This is a genomic window from Mesorhizobium sp. WSM4806 (assembly GCF_055811635.1).
In genome coordinates, this window is the sequence record NZ_JBVVQZ010000010.1 from 35,543 (window position 1) to 50,896 (window position 15,354).

Consider the following 15,354-nt stretch of genomic DNA (forward strand, 5'->3'; position numbering starts at 1 on the left):
GATAAGAAAAAGCCGCCGGGTTTTCACCCGGCGGCGTCGAGCAGATCGGCAATCTCGCGGTCAATAGGGGCAGGCATTGTCCGACATGTAATCGTGCACCTTGATGGTACCGGCGATGATATCGGCCTTGGCCTTTTCGACCGCGGCCTTCATCGCGTCGTCGACAAGTGCCTTGTTGTTGTCATCCATGGCATAGTCGACGCCGCCTTCCTTGAGGCCGAGATCGTTGATGCCGCCGGTGAACTTGTCGTTCTTGGCATCCATGAACGTGTTGTAGACGGCAACATCGACGCGCTTGACCATCGAGGTCAGCACCTTGCCGGGCTGCAGGCCGTTCTGGTTGGAGTCGACGCCGATACCGAGCTTGCCGCCGTCGGCCGCTGCCTGCAGCACGCCGACACCGGTGCCGCCTGCCGCTGCGTAGATCACGTCGGCGCCCTGGTCGATCTGCGTCTTGGCGATCTCGCCGCCCTTGGCCGGATCGTTCCAGGCTGCCGGCGTGTCGCCGGTCATGTTCTGGATGACATCGGTCGCGCCGGCCGCCTTGGCGCCGCCGACATAACCGCAGCCGAATCGGCGGATCAGCGGAATGTCCATGCCGCCGATGAAGCCGACCTTTTTGGTCTTCGAGGCCATCGCCGCCATCACGCCGACGAGATAGGAGCCTTCCTGCTCCTTGTAGACGACGGAGCGGACGTTGGGCTTGTCGACGACCATGTCGATGATGGCGAATTTGGTCTCGGGAAACTCGACGGCGATCTTCTCCAGCGCATCTGCCCAGGAGAAGCCCGCCATGGCGATTGGATTGCGGCCATCCTCGGCGAAACGGCGCAGCGCCTGCTCGCGCTGGGTGGCGTTTGAGACCTCGAATTCCACATAGGCGATGCCGGTTTCGGCCTTGAACTTTTCGGCGCCGTTGTAGGACGCTTCGTTGAATGACTTGTCGAACTTGCCGCCGAGATCGTAGAGAAGTGCTGGCTGGATGTCCGCGGCGAAGGCCGGAAGAACCATCGCAGTTGCGGCCAGGAGGCCGAGAACGATACGTTTCATGTGATCCACACCCTGTCGGTTATTTTTCCGTTATGCACCGCCTGCCTGCCCGGTTCTCCGGCAGGCATGCGACATCAGACAGGAGTGTCTTCCTCCCGCTTCGGGCCAATCTGGCACGGCCCGAAGCAAAATTCACGCGGAATTTTGACCTGTTGGAAAAGCCGGGATCATTGTCCCGCCAAGGCCTCAGGCGGAGACGGCAGCCGGGATGGCGCAGGTGACGCCGGTGCCCTGCAGATTGCAATAGCCGTAGGGATTCTTCGCCAGATATTGCTGGTGGTCTTCCTCGGCGAAGTAGAATTCCGGTGCCGGAGCGATCTCGGTGGTGATCTTGCCGCCACCGGCGCCGCGCAGCGAGGCCTCGTAGGCGTCGCGCGAGGCGATCGCCGCCTGGTATTGCGCATCGCCGAAGGTGTAGATCGCCGAGCGGTAGGTGGTGCCGACATCGTTGCCCTGGCGCATGCCTTGCGTCGGATCGTGGCTTTCCCAGAACAGCTTCAGAAGCTGTACATAGGACACGATTTTTGGGTCGTAGACGACCAGCACGACTTCGGCATGGCCGGTCAAACCGGTGCAGGTTTCCTGGTAGGTCGGATTGGGGGTGACGCCACCGGCATAGCCGACGGCCGTGACCCATACGCCCTCGACCTGCCAGAACAGGCGTTCTGCACCCCAGAAGCAGCCCAGCCCGAACATGGCCTTCTCCAGCCCGTCTGGGTAGGGCCCCTTCAACGGCCGCTTCGAGACGAAGTGATTGGATGCCGTCGGGATAGGATTGGCGCGGCCCGGCAGCGCCTCGGCAGGCTTCGGCAGGTTGAGCTTCTTGTTCAGCATGTCGCTGAGAAACATGTGCAGTCTCCCTTTCTCTTTGGTTGGGGACGCTGGAAAATTCAAGTCTAGGCGAACCGCCCGGTCGCCCGCTCCCGCCTGTAGCCTATCATGTAGAGAATGAAGGCAAGCACCGCGAACACCGCGAAACCGGGCTGGTTGAGCACCCAGGCGATGGCGCCGTCCCACAGCAGCGGACCAAGCCTGTCGCGGACGAAGCTTTCGAAGGCGCTCCGCGTATCCGGCGAGACGGCGAGCCAGCTGGTGTTGAGCGGGGTCATGACGAGGGCGGATGCCGCCACCGAGCGCGTCGCGTCGACCACCGCCATGATGACCGAAACCGAAAGCGCAACCAGTGCGGCAAGACGGAAGACGAAGCGGAACATCCAGACCCTACCTCCCCGCAAGCTTTTCAGAAATATCTGTATCGGCCTGATAAATAGGATCTGCGCGCTTTATCCGCAATCGCGACACGCGAAGTTGAACCTGCGCCGCCGGTTTCGCCGCTGAGGCGCCGGTCGGCCAAGACGACGCCGCCGATCGCGGCGATCGGCTTGCCAAGCAGCGCTGGCGGCATGGACAGTGCATCCCTATCCGACAAAGCGAATAGAGTGCTGTTATGTCTTGGCATTCGGCACCGGATCGACTAGATGAGCCCCGCGCCTTTTGCTTTGACGGCTCAGGTGTGGGGAAAAGGTGTCCGCTGGTTGACGGCGCCTACGGTGCGAAGTTCCGGACCGGGAATCCCCCAACAAGGAGACGGCATCTCCCCAACCCGCGCGGCGAAACCGGCCGCAGCGAAAATGCCAGGACGGAGAGGTGGCCGAGTGGTTGAAGGCGCACGCCTGGAAAGTGTGTTTACGGGAGACCGTAACGCGGGTTCGAATCCCGCTCTCTCCGCCACATTTCCCTACCAAAAGGTTGTTTTAGCTAAGAAATATCGATCGTTGTCGAATTTATTTGCACCTTCCTTGCACCTTCGGTTGGCGCTTTGCGCAGGCCCGATCCGCGACAGCCTGCCGCATTCTCGAACCATCCGAAACGACGCTTCCGCCTGCATTCGCGTCAGGCAGTTTCCCCTTCACCAAACGTGGTTCAACGACGGACGCCACGGCGGTGAACGCAAGTAGTGTACGGCGGGTGACTTCGGGCATGCGTCATATCCTTGCTATCTGACAGGCCGGCCGGCGCAACACTTCGGAGAGGCGCTCTAGGACGCGACTACATCGTTTGCTGACAAAATGTATCCGCATTGCTGGCCGGTTCCCTAAAAGCCGAAAAGAACGCAGCGTGGTGGGCCCCACAATCCGCACCCACCCCGCCTTCGGACAAGCTTCCCCGGGGGTCAACCGGCACGGACAAGATGCCTGCTTCGCGCACCCATCAGCGGCGGTGTGGCTTCTAGCCGCAAGCAATTGCTTGAAGCAGTTCCCGACACCACATGGTGTTCCATAGCCAGCCAAGCGAGATGAACTCGCCCGACGCAGTCGCTGCCCTCCACGGTGGAAATCAGACTATTGGATCATGGCGATGACGTACGGCCAACCTTTAGGAACCAGAAAGACATCATGCCTGAAAATACCAGACTGCCAACAAGTGACGTCCCCCTCATCAAGCTGGGCAGTTGTCAATGCCGCTTCCCAGTTCGCGAAGATCGGTCAGTGCCCGGCGGTCACCGCTTTTGTGCTGGGCCAACTTCGCCTGACCGCGTGTACTGCGATCACCACCACAGCATCGTGACCGCCGTCGAGCCTCGTCGAGCCCGTTCGGGTTTCCACCTCGCTCAACGACGCGCCGCGTAAGCAGATACCGGGCGGCTGCACCTCGAACCGGTCTCAAGGGCTCGATGTGATGCTCTCCCACGTGTTCGGGCACCCACATCGTCGGGCCGAGCAGTCCAAGAGAGCCGCAGAACCATCCGCTTTCCATTGAACTCGCCGGAGCCATCGAATTGCGGTGGCTGCCGGTGACAATGGTATCAGCCACGCATCATCGAGTGCAGGATGGCCTGCATGTGCTCTTCCAGGTCAAGTTCGCCCCGTGCCTCAGTGGCTAACAGGTACTCGGCCTTGGCTCGGCGGTCGCCTCGACTGATCGCAGGATAGGAGCAGATGGCCAGCAATGCTTCCTCTTCAATCCGGTCTGCCCTCTTGCGGTCGTGGCTGCTGCTGTCCGTTCGATGAACAACCCTGTGGAGCGCGACATAGGCCGCCTCATGGGCTCCAATCAGCGCCTGCAATTCGGGCGAGGCACCTTCCCTTTCAGCAAACGTCGGTTCAACGACCGAGGCTACGGCGGTGAACGCAAGAAGTGTACGGCGGGTGATTTCGGGCATGCCTCATATCCTTGCAGTCTGATCATGCAGGAACACCATAGCACCGAAACAACAGTTCGGAGAGGCGCTATGGAATGGGGCAGCGTTGTCTGCTGACAAAAATGTATCCGTTCCCGCAGTTGCTTGCCTCGCCTACTGCTGGCCGGTTGGGCCTCTGAAAACTGAAAACACGCAGCGTAATGGGGACGCAGCAGGCGAGGAAAGAAATAGTGCACTGTCACCGTAGTTGCCTATAGATCAGGCGAAAGCTTGCTTTTGAGGGGTCATTCCGGTTCGAAATGAAGGCCGCCGTCATGAGGCGGCGAGGCGCTACGTCGTTCTTGCGCGGCGGTTATGACTTCCTGTCGCCGTTTGGATTTGGTGCCGGAGCCTCGCGCACGTCTCGTGGCGGCGGGTCCACATGTTCAGGCTCCGGCGACGCTTCCTTGTCGGGACGACGGACAGGTGTCTTCTTCGGGGCGGGCTTCGGTGGCGGGTCTTTGATTTTGTTTGGCATATCCAGTTAACCGGATCGCCAAGCTCTGGTTCCGGTGTGCCCATCAAAAGGCCCCGCCACCGTGAGGCAGCGGGCGACGGGTGGAATGCGGGAACTGAAGGCAATAAGGTGCACTGTCACCGGAAAAAACCTTCGGGTCCGGCGGCAGAAAGGCAGCAAGGTCGGATCTACTTCGAGGAAGGTTACTGGAGAAAATCCGGCAACGTTATCGTGTGTCCATTTCGGTCGAATTCCGAAGCAAAGCTGTAAGACCTGGAGAACTCGAAGCTGACCTTGTCGTAGAGGCCGGGTTTGCTGGAATAATCCTGCAACTCTTTAAACAGGATTTTCTGCTCGAAAGGCCTAGCCATTCCATCGGCCACGCTGCGCACCTCGCCGCAACCGACCTCGATGTCGACGACAGTCTTTCGCGATTGGACGTCCCCCAGAAAATGAAGCTGAACGTGACCGTCCGCGCGTTTGGTATGCCCGTAGTTGTTCAGCTTGAAAACTTCCACAAGACACTCGACTGTTTTATCCGCAATCCTTCTATTATTTCTGTAGTATATTTTGGTGTGCCTTACCCGCTGGATCAAATATTCCCTCTTGCACCGTGGTGCCGAGATTGAATTGTAGAATATCAGGTAGTGTACTGCTCTGTTGGCTCCAGATTCCTTCCGAAATCCTTTCGCATAGTAATCATCCAGGAATTGGTCTAGCTCGACGCCAGCGTTCGCTGCGAGCGCCTTTTCCTCACGGTACACCTTGTTTTTGCTGTAGGTTTTCGGATCGTCCAAGGCTCCCGACTGCCTGGTGTCGCCTTCCATCCCTCGGCGCAATGTGACCTGCTCCAGGATGATCTCCGATGCCGATAAAGGTACCGAAAAGAGCACAATGCCCAGAGACAACAGATACTTCATACTTCACGCACCTCAGCGATAGCATGAGCCACGGCAGGTAGTTGAACCGGGGCATGGCGGCCAATTCGCGGCCTGGTTGCCGCCCAGCCGGGCATGTCCGTAGCGGCTCGATCGTCACATAATACAGATCGCGGTGGCACTCCCATTGCCGAGCGCGCCCCGCACAAATCCGACGAGCCCGATTAGCGCATACAACTCCTGCCTCGGGTAATTGACGGCGCTGGTGCGGCCAAGGATGAAGGATGCGCGGTTTGGGCAGCCAGTCGTTGGCCAGCCGCGTGAACCACTCCCAGGTCACGACGTCCTTCTGGCTGCGGCGCCGAAGCGCCCGTCGCTCAAAGGGGCAGACAAAGCGCACTAGCTCTCGTCACCGAAACCCAGCAGCGACGCATTGCGTATGTGGCTGTGGTCGCCGCGAAGATGCCTGATGCGCAGCTTCACCCCGGGCCTGAGCCATTGTGTCCCCGGCCGTTTCTTCATGGCCTCTGGCGGCGGCCCGGCGTGCTCCCGAACCCGCTTGAACAGCCGCTCCTTCATGTCGCAGCCCAGGCTGATCAGGGCGGAACCGACATATTTCCCGGTGCCGGGCTGTGCCAAAAGGGCGAAGGCTGCCTCGCCGGGCTGGCGCTCGACGCCCAGCAGTTCGAATTCATCGACCGTGAAGCTCTTGGTCTTCAGCCAGTTCGAGGTCAGGCCGCTGCGATATTTGCTGTCGGCGCGCTTCGAGACAATTCCCTCAAGCTCGACCTCCTCGACGAGGTGGAAGAGCGACTGCGCGTCACCAGGCAGGGCCTCGCTGAACCGAATGCGGCTGTGCGGCTTGATGATACCGCTGAGAAGTTCACGGCGTGCCTTGCAGCCGATGTCGCGCAGATCATGGCCGTTCAGGTGCAGAATGTCGAATGCGCACAGGTACATGCCGTAGGGATTGTTGTGGACCGCGTTCTGGAGCGCGTTGAAGTCGGGCATGCCGGCCTTGTCGGTGACGACCGCCTCGCCGTCGATGATGGCGTTCTTGACCTCAAGCTCACCCGCGGCTTCCACGATGCCCAGATATTGACGCGTCCAGTCCTTACCGGTTTCGGTATAGACGCGGATATCCTCGTGGCCGTTGATAATGATCTGGGCGCGGTAGCCATCCAGCTTGATCTCATGAATCCAGTTGTCACCCGCGGGCGGCATGGCCACCAGCTTGGGCTCCATCGGGGGAATGAACTCTAGCCGGCCGGTGCCGGCCTCTGCCCGCCTACGCATGGAACCCAGTCTAGGTCAGCTGCGTATATTAGCCATAGTGAATATGATAAAGTTCTAAAAGGACGTGCGATATGGCAGACGACAAAAGCAAACGCGACTTTCGCTACCGTAACAAGATATCGGCGGACGATGATTATGAAGTGAACTTTTTCGCTCTGCAGAACAACATCACGCCGGAGCAGGTGCGCGAGCTGATCCGCAAACACGGCAACGATCGGGCAACTCTGACCGCTGCCGCGAAGGCATTGCCGGCACAATGATGACAAAACTCTCAGACCTGGGGCCGCCGATCGCCGGCTGGTCATTGGCTATTTCCGTACGATAGGCAGAAAAGCCCGCGCCCCGTGGTGGGGAAGAGGACGCGGGCTGATCGGAGGGACGAGCCGATCTCGCAGCATGTCTGCACAGGAAATAATGCTGCGGAAGCCGAACTTTCTACCTAAGCCTTTGTTCCAACGCAAAAAACCAGCCGCACCTTTCGCCAAGCCGGTCAATGAGGCCTGGATTTTCAATCCCTATTGGGCGGCACCTAAATTCCAGATGTCCCGATGCAGGCGCCATGTCCCGTCGTCGCCCTTTTTCCAGACGACGATGTACTTGCCCACAAGGGTGGAGAGGGCGCCGTCTTTGCTCGGCGCATCGAGCGTAAATGCGCCAACTTCGTAGGCGAGGTTCGCGCTCTCTTCCACTTCCAGCGCCTTAAGGGTGAGATTCTTCATCCCGCCTTTGATCGCGCCCTGCCAGAACTCTTCCACGCCCTTGCGGCCATCGACGCGCTTGCCGTCGGGCGGCAGCAAGGCAGCGTCCTCGGTATACAATTGACCCACCGCCGCCGCGTTTCCGCTATTGAAGGCGTCCGTGAATTTCGGCAGCGCCGCTTCGATGTCCTCGCGAGCCGACTGGGCGGCCGCAGACAATGCAGACGATAGAAGCAGCACAGCAGCAAATGCGAATGACTTAACCGGTCTCATCTCGTCCTCCCTTTGCGTGATCGACATATCTATCGGATGAATAGCACGCCCAACCCGAGTGCACCGCCGCGCCCACTCAATCGGCCAGACCTGATTTGCATTAGGCTTATCTAATTACGCAAGCGCCAGACGCTCTCAGCCCACTACCCGATCGGCCCGCCTTCTCCGCCAGAGGCGCGGGCCTGGCTCAGCAATATCCTGACATCGTTTAGCGTGGAACCGCAGGCATTCCCGAGACTGAGCGCGCCGTTTCGGCGGAGAAAACCACGAAGGCAAAGATGAGCACGCTGGCAGCGACGATCATCGAGCCGGTGGCGACGATCGGCTCAAGCGCCGGATTTCCATGCAGCATCAAGTAGAGGGCCGGCAACATCACCACCAGGCCAAAATTATAGACGCCATAATGGACCATTGCGATACTGCGGGCGGCTTTTGTCGGGTTCAGGGCGTAATACCCACCGAATATTGCACTTGTTACCCATCCCAGGAGATTGATGTGTGCGTGAGCCGGGTAGGCGCCGTGATTGCCTGAAATTGCCATTTGCAGGCCGGCTGCAATTCCCAGAATAAGAAAGACGATCGCTGTCTTGAAAAAGAGTTCCGAGATTTTCGGCATGTCATGTCCTCCCAAGCCGTTGCAGGCGGCCCGGCAGCCTGTTGGGGGTGACCGGCTGGCCGCCGGGCCTAACCGGCTTGCGCCGGCTGATGAAAACATGCGCTCACACTAATATAAATGCAACATCGAGATACCGGGTGCGCACAGCGGAGTTTGACGATCTGGACTCCCGTCCCAAAGCGGGCGGCCGGAAAGCGATTTCGGTTCAATCGTCCGCGTGGAAAACGCTAGCCAGGACGCCGCAGGTGTTCGACAAGCGCGCGCAGCTTCGGCGCGACGTTGCGACGGCTCGGATAATAAAGGTAGAAGCCGGCAAAGCGCGGGCAATAGTCGACGAGAACCGGCACCAGTTCGCCCCGAGCGATCCACGGGCGAAAGCTTTCCTCCATGCCGAAAGTGATGCCGGCTCCGGCAATGGCGAGCTTTATCATCAACGCCATGTCGTTGGTCGTGATCGCCGGCGCGACCGCGACGCTGAACTCCTTGCCGTCCTCGGCGAATTCCCAACGATAGGGCGCGACCTTCGGGGCGCGACGCCAGCCAATGCAGCGATGGCCCGCGAGTTCCTGCGGATGCGACGGCTCGCCAAACCGATCACGATAGGCCGGCGCGCAGGCGGCCAGCTGCCGCTCGTCACCGGCGACAGGCACCGCGATCATGTCCTGCTCGATCACCTCGCCGAGCCTGACGCCGGCATCGTATCCCTCGGCGACGATATCGAATTCCTCGTCCGTCACCGTGATGTCCATCCGGACCTCCGGATTGGCTTCGGCAAAGGTCGCCAGGAACGGCCCTGAAAGAAAGCGCTCGGCGATCGACGAGACGGCGAGCCGCAACTGCCCGCGCGGACGCCCGCGCAGGTCCCCGGTGCTCTCCATTGCGGCGCGCATGTCGGCGATGGCGGGCGCTATCTCGGCGTAGAGGCGTTCGCCAGCCTCGGTCAGGCTGACGCTTCGCGTCGTGCGCTGGACCAGCCCGATACCGAGCGTCTCTTCCAGCCGCTTCATCGTCTGGCTGACCGCCGAGCGGGTGACGCCCATCCGGTCCGCAGCCGCGCGAAAGCTCCGCTCCTCGGCGACGAGGGCAAAGACGGCAAGCGCATTGAGATCCGGCTGCATTGGTTAGCTGTGCTTTCGACGCTGTAAACAAATGGTCGTCTTATCGCTACAGTGAAACAGATCCATCTTCGTGGCAACCGCTGCATCGCGGTTCGAAAATCAACCAGACGGAGACCGAACATGTCCCTCAACCCAAACTTTTCCCCCAACAAAGTCGTGCTCATCACCGGGGCTTCGAGCGGCATTGGCGCCGCCATCGGCCGGGAGCTCGGTGCCGCAGGAGCAAAGGTCATGCTCGGTGCGCGCCGCACCGGTCGGCTGGACGCGCTCGCAGAAGAGATCAGGGCAAAGGGCGGGGAGGCAATGACACGCCGCCTGGACGTGACCGACCGCGACGATGTCGCCGCTTTTGCCGATGCGGCGCGCCAGGCCTGGGGACGCGTCGATGTGATCGTCAACAATGCCGGCGTCATGCCGTTGTCGCTGATGATCTCGATGAAGGTCGATGAATGGGACCGAATGGTCGACGTCAACATCAAGGGCGTGCTCTACGGCATCGCTGCGGTGCTGCCGCAGATGACGGCCCGAGGCTCCGGCCATGTCGTCAACATCGCCTCCATCGGCGCGCTTTCGGTATCGCCGACAGCCGCTGTCTATTGCGCAAGCAAATACGCGGTCCGCGCCATCTCCGATGGCTTGCGGCAGGAGCACGACAACATCCGCGTCACCTGCATTCATCCCGGCGTGGTCGAGAGCGAGCTCGCCGACACGATCACCGATCCGATCGCAGTGGAAGCGATGAAGACCTATCGCGCCATTGCGCTGCAGCCCGACGCGATCGGCCGTGCCGTGCGCTTTGCCATCGAACAGCCGGACGATGTCGACGTGAACGAGATCGTCATCCGGCCGACAGCCAGCAAGTAGTTCTATGAAACAGATTTCCATGCTTGCCGCTGCCGTGCTTGTTGCCGGCGCGGCCGGCTTATCCGCACAGAAAGGCCTCGCCCAAATGAATATCGCGCAAAATTCCGTTACCCCAGCTTCGGCAAGCCACTCCTATGTCGGGATGTGGGTCACGGCGGATGGCCATATCCGCCACAACTTGCTTCCAAATGGTCGCTATGACGAAGCGCGTGGGAACCGTGACAGCGCATACCAGGGGCGCTATGAGATCCGGGGAAATCACATCGACTACTGGGACGACACCGGCTTTACCGCGGACGGAACGTTCATCGACGGTGTGCTGCACCACGCCGGCATGATCTTGTATCTGGAGAAGTAGATGACGTCCGTATCTCGATAAAGAGGTTTCGCATGGCTCCGCTGCACCATATGTCTCTGGTGCGCAGCCAAAAACAGGGGCTCACCTTGCCAACCGAACCACGTTCTCCACGGCTTGCAGTGCTGATCGACGCGGACAATACCTCGGCCAAGATTGCCGACGGCTTGTTCGAGGAGATCGCAAAGATCGGCGAGGCAAGCGTTCGTCGCATCTACGGCGATTTCTCCAGCACCCGCTCAAAGGCATGGGCCGATGTGCTGTCGAAGCATGCGATCATCCCGCAGCAGCAATTCGCCTACACCACCGGCAAGAACGCATCCGACATCACGCTCGTCATCGACGCCATGGACCTTCTCCACAGCGGGCGGTTCGAAGGCTTCTGCCTGGTGTCGTCCGACAGCGATTTCACCCGCCTTGCCGCTCGCATCAGGGAGCACGGGATCGACGTTTATGGGTTTGGCGAGCAGAAGACGCCGGAGAGTTTCCGGCAGGCATGCCGCCGGTTCGTATACACCGAGAACCTGCTGCCGACTGCGCCAGCCAACGCGAACGATGCGGCGCCAACGAAGTCCTTGCAGCCGCCCAGCGCCGCGACGCCGATCATCACCAGGGTCATTTCACAGATGGGAACCGAGGACGGCTGGGTGCCGCTCGGCATTGTCGGCAATCAGCTCGCCAATCTGGCTTCGGACTTCGATCCCAGAACCTTCGGCTTTCGCAAGCTGAGCGATCTCGTGCGCAAGACCAATGCCTTTGAGATCGATCATCCCGAGGGCGGAGCGATGCGTATAAGGGTCAAGCCAGCTGCGAAGGGCAGAGAGAAATCGAGGTCGGCAGCATCGCGCTGAGCCCTGCAAAAAGCTAGCTGTCCCAGTCCAATTGGTGTCCGATCGGCCTCTGGTCGGACCACAATTTCGCTGGCGAAAACCACCATTCGGCGTATTATTCTCGTGGCAGAGAGTTCATGGCGGAGGAGGCCAATGGACATCGTTTCGAGAGCGCCTGTCGTTGACTTGCCGGCCCATGAACTTGTTTCATCTGCGCTTTCAAAATTCCGCGCCGGCGACACCATATCGACCAGAGCCGCAATAGATACCATCCGCCGGGCAGGCCCAGCTTGTACGGACAGCGACGACCAACTGGTCGAGCTTATCGTCATGACCGCAATTGGCAGGACCATGGGGATCGTGTTCGACCATCGGTGCCGCTAATACACATCGCCCGGCCCGCAATTGGCTTGCGCACTGTCCGGACGACACCGGCGACGTAAGCTGTTCAGTAACCATGAATTGTGACCGGGATTGATCGCGCCATTCGCTATCGGAACGAATAATCCGGCTGCGCCGTTGCTGTCCTTGGAGTCGAGGAGTGGCGGCAATGCGTGATGAACAATTCGACGTTCCGGTGACGATCGAGAGCGAACGCACCGGACGCCGGCTTTCTGTGACGAGGACGGTCCAGGCGGCCTCGCTTCTGGTCGACAAATGGCCAAAAGAAAAGCGCGGGCCGAAATATCGCGCGGCCTTGAAAGCCATGATGGATGCGATGGAGCAGCGGCGGGCGGTTGGGACTGCGCGGCGGGCATTCACGGCGGCAGCCAAGGAAGCCCATGTGTTTGTGCGCGAAGGGCGGCGTTAAAGCGCGTCACGTCGCATTGCTGTCGCTATGCATGTCGTTGCCCAAGACCGCTGCGCAGCTTTGGGCGACATGCATTGCTCCTGTTTATGCATGTCGTTGTCCCAAAACCGCTGCGCACTTTTGGGCGACATGCATTAAGGAACCTCACGAAATCTCCGCCGTTATGCTCAAGGTCCAAGCGAGGAGAGAACTGCCATGCCCGACGACAAGACCAAGACCGACAACCGCGATCGCTCACAAGTAGCCGGCGACGAAGACTATGAGGTGAGGCATCTCGCCGAGGAAGCCGGCATCACTCCCGACCAGGCTCGCACGCTGATCAAGCGCCACGGCACCGACCGCAAGGTGCTGAACGAAATCGCCAAGAGCATAAAGGCATTGTGATGGCTGACAAACGGACCGTAATGGCCGATCGGAAGAAACGCGAACCGGACGACAAGGAGGCCCTGCGACTGGCCGAGACAACTGACGTTTCGCCCAACCAGGCGAAGGATCTGATGCGCAAGCACGGCAAGGACAGCGCCAAGGTCGAGAAGGAAGCCAAGAACTTCAAGGCCGAAGGCTGAGCAGCCGATTTGGCGGAGCGAGTCCGCCCTCGTTCCCGCATCAGCTTCGCACGCGCCAGCCATTCGCACGCTGGACGACAGCCCCATCCCATTCTTCGATGAACTCGGCTGGAAGCGGCGTATGCGGACGACTATGCCGTGATCTATACGCGAAATCGCTGATTTTCGGCGGCTTCGCCCCGCCGCACGGCTTATCTTTGAGCGCCGCGCTGAGAGCCGCGACGGCAAATCCTTTATAGCATTCTTATTTCTTTCCTCTTCGCCACGTCTCGAACCTTTATGGGGTTCGGATCATATTCGGTCGGGAAGGACACATCTCGGTCGCCATTATCATCGCGACAGAGTGTCTTCACATGACTTCAACGCTGCCCGGCTGCAGGCAAGCCAGTGCAAAAACGAAAATAAGGAACAGCTCCGATGGACATCATCGTTCTCGGGATAGGGTTTTTGTTTTTCGCCCTGTTCTTCGCCTTCGTCAAAGCCTGCGACAGTCTTTAGGCGGAAGGACCGCAACATGCTTGTCGACTTTATCCTCGGTGGCGCTGTGACCCTGTTCCTTCTCGCCTACCTGACATACGCCCTCATTCGCCCAGAACGTTTCTAACGGCAACTGGCGCAGGCACGGAAGGCTATTTCGATGACTTTCAACGGGTGGATGCAGATCCTCGTCTATTGCGGGATCGTGGTTTTGCTGGTGAAGCCGCTCGGCGGCTACATGTATCGCGTTTTCAGCGGCGACCGCACATTCCTCTCGCCGATTTTGGGTCCTGTCGAGCGCAGCCTTTATCGCATCTCGGGGACCAGCGAGCATGAGGAGCAGCACTGGACCACCTATGCGGCGGCCGTGCTGTTCTTCAACCTCGCCGGCTTCCTGGTGCTCTACGCCCTGCAACGGCTGCAAGGCAGCCTGCCTTACAATCCGGCCGGCATGAGCTCCGTCGAACCCGGGCTCGCCTTCAACACCGCCGCCAGCTTCATGACCAACACCAACTGGCAGAACTACGGCGGTGAAAGCACGATGTCCTATCTCGTGCAGATGGCCGGCCTCACCGTGCAGAACTTCCTGTCCGCAGCGACCGGCATCGCAATCGCAATCGCGCTGATCCGCGGTTTCAGCAAGGCCTCCGGCAAATCGATCGGCAATTTCTGGGTCGATATGACCCGGTGCACCCTTTACCTGCTGTTGCCGCTCTGCATCGTGCTGACGCTGGTCTATGTCTATCTCGGCATTCCGCAGACGCTCAGCGCTTATCTCGACGCCACAACCCTGGAGGGCGCGCGGCAGACTATCGCGGTCGGGCCGGTTGCCTCGCAGATCGCCATCAAGATGCTCGGCACCAATGGTGGCGGCTTCTTCAACGCCAATGCCGCGCATCCCTTCGAAAACCCCGACGCGATCTCGAATCTGATCCAGATGGTTTCGATCTTCGCCATCGGTGCGGCGCTGACCAACGTCTTCGGCCGCATGAACGGCGACCAGCGCCAGGGTTGGGCGATCTTGACTGCAATGGGCGTCCTGTTCATCGCCGGCGTTGCCGTCTGCTACTGGGCGGAAGCATCAGGCAATCCGCTGGTGCATGCGCTGGGCATCGACGGCGGCAACATGGAAGGCAAGGAAACGCGCTTCGCTATCGCTTTGTCGGCGCTGTTTGCGGTGATCACCACCGCCGCGTCCTGCGGCGCCGTCAACGCCATGCATGACAGCTTCACAGCGCTTGGCGGCATGATCCCGATCATCAACATGCAGCTCGGCGAGGTCATTGTCGGCGGTGTCGGCGCCGGTCTCTACGGCATCCTGATGTATATCGTGATCGCCGTCTTCGTCGCCGGACTGATGGTCGGACGCACGCCCGAATATCTCGGCAAGAAGATCGAGGCCAAGGAGGTCAAGATGGCGATGCTCGCCATTCTCTGCCTGCCGCTGGCGATGCTGATCTTCACCGCCATCGCGGTGGTGCTGCCGACAGGCGTCGCTTCGATGGCCAATGCCGGCCCGCACGGCTTCTCCGAAGTTCTCTATGCCTACACCTCGGCTGCCGCCAACAACGGCTCGGCCTTTGGCGGCCTGACCGGCAACACGCCCTGGTACAACGTCACGCTTGCCATCGGCATGCTGATGGGCCGCTTCCTGGTCATCATCCCGGCTCTGGCGATCGCCGGCTCGCTGGTCGCCAAGAAGACGGTGCCGGCCTCCGCCGGCACCTTTCCGACCGACGGGCCGCTGTTCGTCGGGCTGCTGGTCGGCGTCATTCTGATCGTCGGCGGCCTCACCTTCTTCCCGGCGCTGGCAGTCGGACCGATCGTGGAGCACCTGGCCGGCATCCACGGGCAGACTTTCTGAACCGTCCCACCTTGGATCAA

At 60.2% G+C, this 15,354-nt stretch carries 19 protein-coding genes and 1 tRNA gene; 11 read left to right on the plus strand and 9 right to left on the minus strand.

The features are described from left to right. Nucleotides 1-60 precede the first annotated feature (60 nt). The 3 genes from AC0L2M_RS16570 to AC0L2M_RS16580 form a co-directional block, all read right to left on the minus strand. The gene (locus tag AC0L2M_RS16570) at nt 61-1,050 is read right to left on the minus strand and encodes a BMP family lipoprotein (protein WP_128169914.1); all 990 of its coding nucleotides are present in this window, start codon (nt 1,048-1,050) and stop codon (nt 61-63) included. A gap of 186 nt (nt 1,051-1,236) precedes the next feature. Beyond that, nucleotides 1,237-1,899: a peptide-methionine (S)-S-oxide reductase MsrA gene (msrA, locus tag AC0L2M_RS16575; protein WP_287230359.1), complete on the minus strand. Its 663-nt coding sequence runs from the start codon at nt 1,897-1,899 to the stop codon at nt 1,237-1,239. A gap of 47 nt (nt 1,900-1,946) precedes the next feature. Further along, complete coding sequence (locus AC0L2M_RS16580) at nt 1,947-2,264, minus strand: hypothetical protein (RefSeq protein WP_473535390.1); 318 nt, start codon at nt 2,262-2,264, stop codon at nt 1,947-1,949. Nucleotides 2,265-2,691: 427 nt separating this feature from the next. Here AC0L2M_RS16580 and AC0L2M_RS16585 point away from each other — a divergent pair. Next, a tRNA-Ser gene (locus tag AC0L2M_RS16585) sits at nt 2,692-2,781 on the plus strand. A gap of 1,075 nt (nt 2,782-3,856) precedes the next feature. Here AC0L2M_RS16585 and AC0L2M_RS16590 read toward each other — a convergent pair. From AC0L2M_RS16590 to AC0L2M_RS16600, 3 genes are all read right to left on the minus strand, one after another. Further along, entirely contained in the window at nt 3,857-4,213 is a 357-nt protein-coding gene (locus AC0L2M_RS16590; protein WP_473535391.1) for a hypothetical protein, read from the minus strand. A gap of 678 nt (nt 4,214-4,891) precedes the next feature. Then, on the minus strand, nt 4,892-5,608 hold the full coding sequence (locus tag AC0L2M_RS16595; RefSeq protein WP_473535392.1) for a hypothetical protein: 717 nt from the start codon (nt 5,606-5,608) through the stop codon (nt 4,892-4,894). Nucleotides 5,609-5,965: 357 nt separating this feature from the next. Further along, nucleotides 5,966-6,862, minus strand: a complete 897-nt coding sequence (locus tag AC0L2M_RS16600; RefSeq protein ID WP_473481005.1) for an ATP-dependent DNA ligase — start codon at nt 6,860-6,862, stop codon at nt 5,966-5,968. 71 nt (nt 6,863-6,933) lie between these two features. Here AC0L2M_RS16600 and AC0L2M_RS16605 point away from each other — a divergent pair, with 71 nt between their 5' ends. After that, nucleotides 6,934-7,122 carry a DUF3606 domain-containing protein gene (locus AC0L2M_RS16605; protein ID WP_287230387.1) on the plus strand — a complete coding sequence of 63 codons (189 nt, stop codon included), beginning with the start codon at nt 6,934-6,936 and terminating at the stop codon, nt 7,120-7,122. A gap of 255 nt (nt 7,123-7,377) precedes the next feature. Here the strand turns inward: AC0L2M_RS16605 and AC0L2M_RS16610 are convergent, their stop codons facing one another. From AC0L2M_RS16610 to AC0L2M_RS16620, 3 genes are all read right to left on the minus strand, one after another. Beyond that, a complete protein-coding gene (locus tag AC0L2M_RS16610) occupies nt 7,378-7,833 on the minus strand; it encodes a YybH family protein (RefSeq protein ID WP_236392813.1) in 456 nt (151 codons plus the stop codon). A 208-nt stretch (nt 7,834-8,041) separates the two neighbouring features. Next, on the minus strand, nt 8,042-8,449 hold the full coding sequence (locus AC0L2M_RS16615; RefSeq protein ID WP_128173515.1) for a hypothetical protein: 408 nt from the start codon (nt 8,447-8,449) through the stop codon (nt 8,042-8,044). Between the two features lie 227 nt (nt 8,450-8,676). Beyond that, nucleotides 8,677-9,567, minus strand: a complete 891-nt coding sequence (locus AC0L2M_RS16620; protein WP_287295534.1) for a LysR family transcriptional regulator — start codon at nt 9,565-9,567, stop codon at nt 8,677-8,679. A gap of 120 nt (nt 9,568-9,687) precedes the next feature. Here AC0L2M_RS16620 and AC0L2M_RS16625 point away from each other — a divergent pair, with 120 nt between their 5' ends. The 9 genes from AC0L2M_RS16625 (at nt 9,688) to kdpA (ending at nt 15,334) form a co-directional block, all read left to right on the plus strand. Then, on the plus strand, nt 9,688-10,431 hold the full coding sequence (locus AC0L2M_RS16625; protein WP_473535393.1) for an SDR family oxidoreductase: 744 nt from the start codon (nt 9,688-9,690) through the stop codon (nt 10,429-10,431). 85 nt (nt 10,432-10,516) lie between these two features. Continuing rightward, nucleotides 10,517-10,789 carry an Atu4866 domain-containing protein gene (locus tag AC0L2M_RS16630; RefSeq protein WP_473535476.1) on the plus strand — a complete coding sequence of 91 codons (273 nt, stop codon included), beginning with the start codon at nt 10,517-10,519 and terminating at the stop codon, nt 10,787-10,789. 86 nt (nt 10,790-10,875) lie between these two features. Further along, entirely contained in the window at nt 10,876-11,637 is a 762-nt protein-coding gene (locus AC0L2M_RS16635) for an NYN domain-containing protein (RefSeq protein WP_091595693.1), read from the plus strand. A gap of 132 nt (nt 11,638-11,769) precedes the next feature. After that, on the plus strand, nt 11,770-12,000 hold the full coding sequence (locus AC0L2M_RS16640) for a hypothetical protein (RefSeq protein WP_027153036.1): 231 nt from the start codon (nt 11,770-11,772) through the stop codon (nt 11,998-12,000). 166 nt (nt 12,001-12,166) lie between these two features. Next, nucleotides 12,167-12,427, plus strand: a complete 261-nt coding sequence (locus AC0L2M_RS16645) for a DUF982 domain-containing protein (RefSeq protein ID WP_287230391.1) — start codon at nt 12,167-12,169, stop codon at nt 12,425-12,427. 195 nt (nt 12,428-12,622) lie between these two features. Beyond that, a complete protein-coding gene (locus tag AC0L2M_RS16650; RefSeq protein WP_023797481.1) occupies nt 12,623-12,811 on the plus strand; it encodes a DUF3606 domain-containing protein in 189 nt (62 codons plus the stop codon). Then, nucleotides 12,811-12,993: a hypothetical protein gene (locus AC0L2M_RS16655; protein WP_473535394.1), complete on the plus strand. Its 183-nt coding sequence runs from the start codon at nt 12,811-12,813 to the stop codon at nt 12,991-12,993. The genes AC0L2M_RS16650 and AC0L2M_RS16655 overlap by 1 nt, the downstream gene beginning before the upstream one ends. 514 nt (nt 12,994-13,507) lie before the next feature. Next, nucleotides 13,508-13,597 (plus strand): K(+)-transporting ATPase subunit F, encoded by a 90-nt coding sequence (gene kdpF / locus AC0L2M_RS16660; RefSeq protein WP_287230395.1) that lies wholly within the window; start codon nt 13,508-13,510, stop codon nt 13,595-13,597. A 33-nt stretch (nt 13,598-13,630) separates the two neighbouring features. Then, entirely contained in the window at nt 13,631-15,334 is a 1,704-nt protein-coding gene (gene kdpA / locus AC0L2M_RS16665; RefSeq protein WP_473535395.1) for a potassium-transporting ATPase subunit KdpA, read from the plus strand. The last annotated feature ends 20 nt before the right edge of the window (nt 15,335-15,354 follow it).

Bases quoted from the DNA above. Each gene is read 5' to 3' on its own strand.
- AC0L2M_RS16570 (WP_128169914.1), bottom strand. From the start codon at position 1,050: ATGAAACGTATCGTTCTCGGCCTCCTGGCCGCAACTGCGATGGTTCTT.
- msrA (WP_287230359.1), bottom strand. From the start codon at position 1,899: ATGTTTCTCAGCGACATGCTGAACAAGAAGCTCAACCTGCCGAAGCCT.
- AC0L2M_RS16580 (WP_473535390.1), bottom strand. From the start codon at position 2,264: ATGTTCCGCTTCGTCTTCCGTCTTGCCGCACTGGTTGCGCTTTCGGTT.
- AC0L2M_RS16590 (WP_473535391.1), bottom strand. From the start codon at position 4,213: ATGCCCGAAATCACCCGCCGTACACTTCTTGCGTTCACCGCCGTAGCC.
- AC0L2M_RS16595 (WP_473535392.1), bottom strand. From the start codon at position 5,608: ATGAAGTATCTGTTGTCTCTGGGCATTGTGCTCTTTTCGGTACCTTTA.
- AC0L2M_RS16600 (WP_473481005.1), bottom strand. From the start codon at position 6,862: ATGCGTAGGCGGGCAGAGGCCGGCACCGGCCGGCTAGAGTTCATTCCC.
- AC0L2M_RS16605 (WP_287230387.1), top strand. From the start codon at position 6,934: ATGGCAGACGACAAAAGCAAACGCGACTTTCGCTACCGTAACAAGATA.
- AC0L2M_RS16610 (WP_236392813.1), bottom strand. From the start codon at position 7,833: ATGAGACCGGTTAAGTCATTCGCATTTGCTGCTGTGCTGCTTCTATCG.
- AC0L2M_RS16615 (WP_128173515.1), bottom strand. From the start codon at position 8,449: ATGCCGAAAATCTCGGAACTCTTTTTCAAGACAGCGATCGTCTTTCTT.
- AC0L2M_RS16620 (WP_287295534.1), bottom strand. From the start codon at position 9,567: ATGCAGCCGGATCTCAATGCGCTTGCCGTCTTTGCCCTCGTCGCCGAG.
- AC0L2M_RS16625 (WP_473535393.1), top strand. From the start codon at position 9,688: ATGTCCCTCAACCCAAACTTTTCCCCCAACAAAGTCGTGCTCATCACC.
- AC0L2M_RS16630 (WP_473535476.1), top strand. From the start codon at position 10,517: ATGAATATCGCGCAAAATTCCGTTACCCCAGCTTCGGCAAGCCACTCC.
- AC0L2M_RS16640 (WP_027153036.1), top strand. From the start codon at position 11,770: ATGGACATCGTTTCGAGAGCGCCTGTCGTTGACTTGCCGGCCCATGAA.
- AC0L2M_RS16645 (WP_287230391.1), top strand. From the start codon at position 12,167: ATGCGTGATGAACAATTCGACGTTCCGGTGACGATCGAGAGCGAACGC.
- AC0L2M_RS16650 (WP_023797481.1), top strand. From the start codon at position 12,623: ATGCCCGACGACAAGACCAAGACCGACAACCGCGATCGCTCACAAGTA.
- AC0L2M_RS16655 (WP_473535394.1), top strand. From the start codon at position 12,811: ATGGCTGACAAACGGACCGTAATGGCCGATCGGAAGAAACGCGAACCG.
- kdpF (WP_287230395.1), top strand. From the start codon at position 13,508: ATGCTTGTCGACTTTATCCTCGGTGGCGCTGTGACCCTGTTCCTTCTC.
- kdpA (WP_473535395.1), top strand. From the start codon at position 13,631: ATGACTTTCAACGGGTGGATGCAGATCCTCGTCTATTGCGGGATCGTG.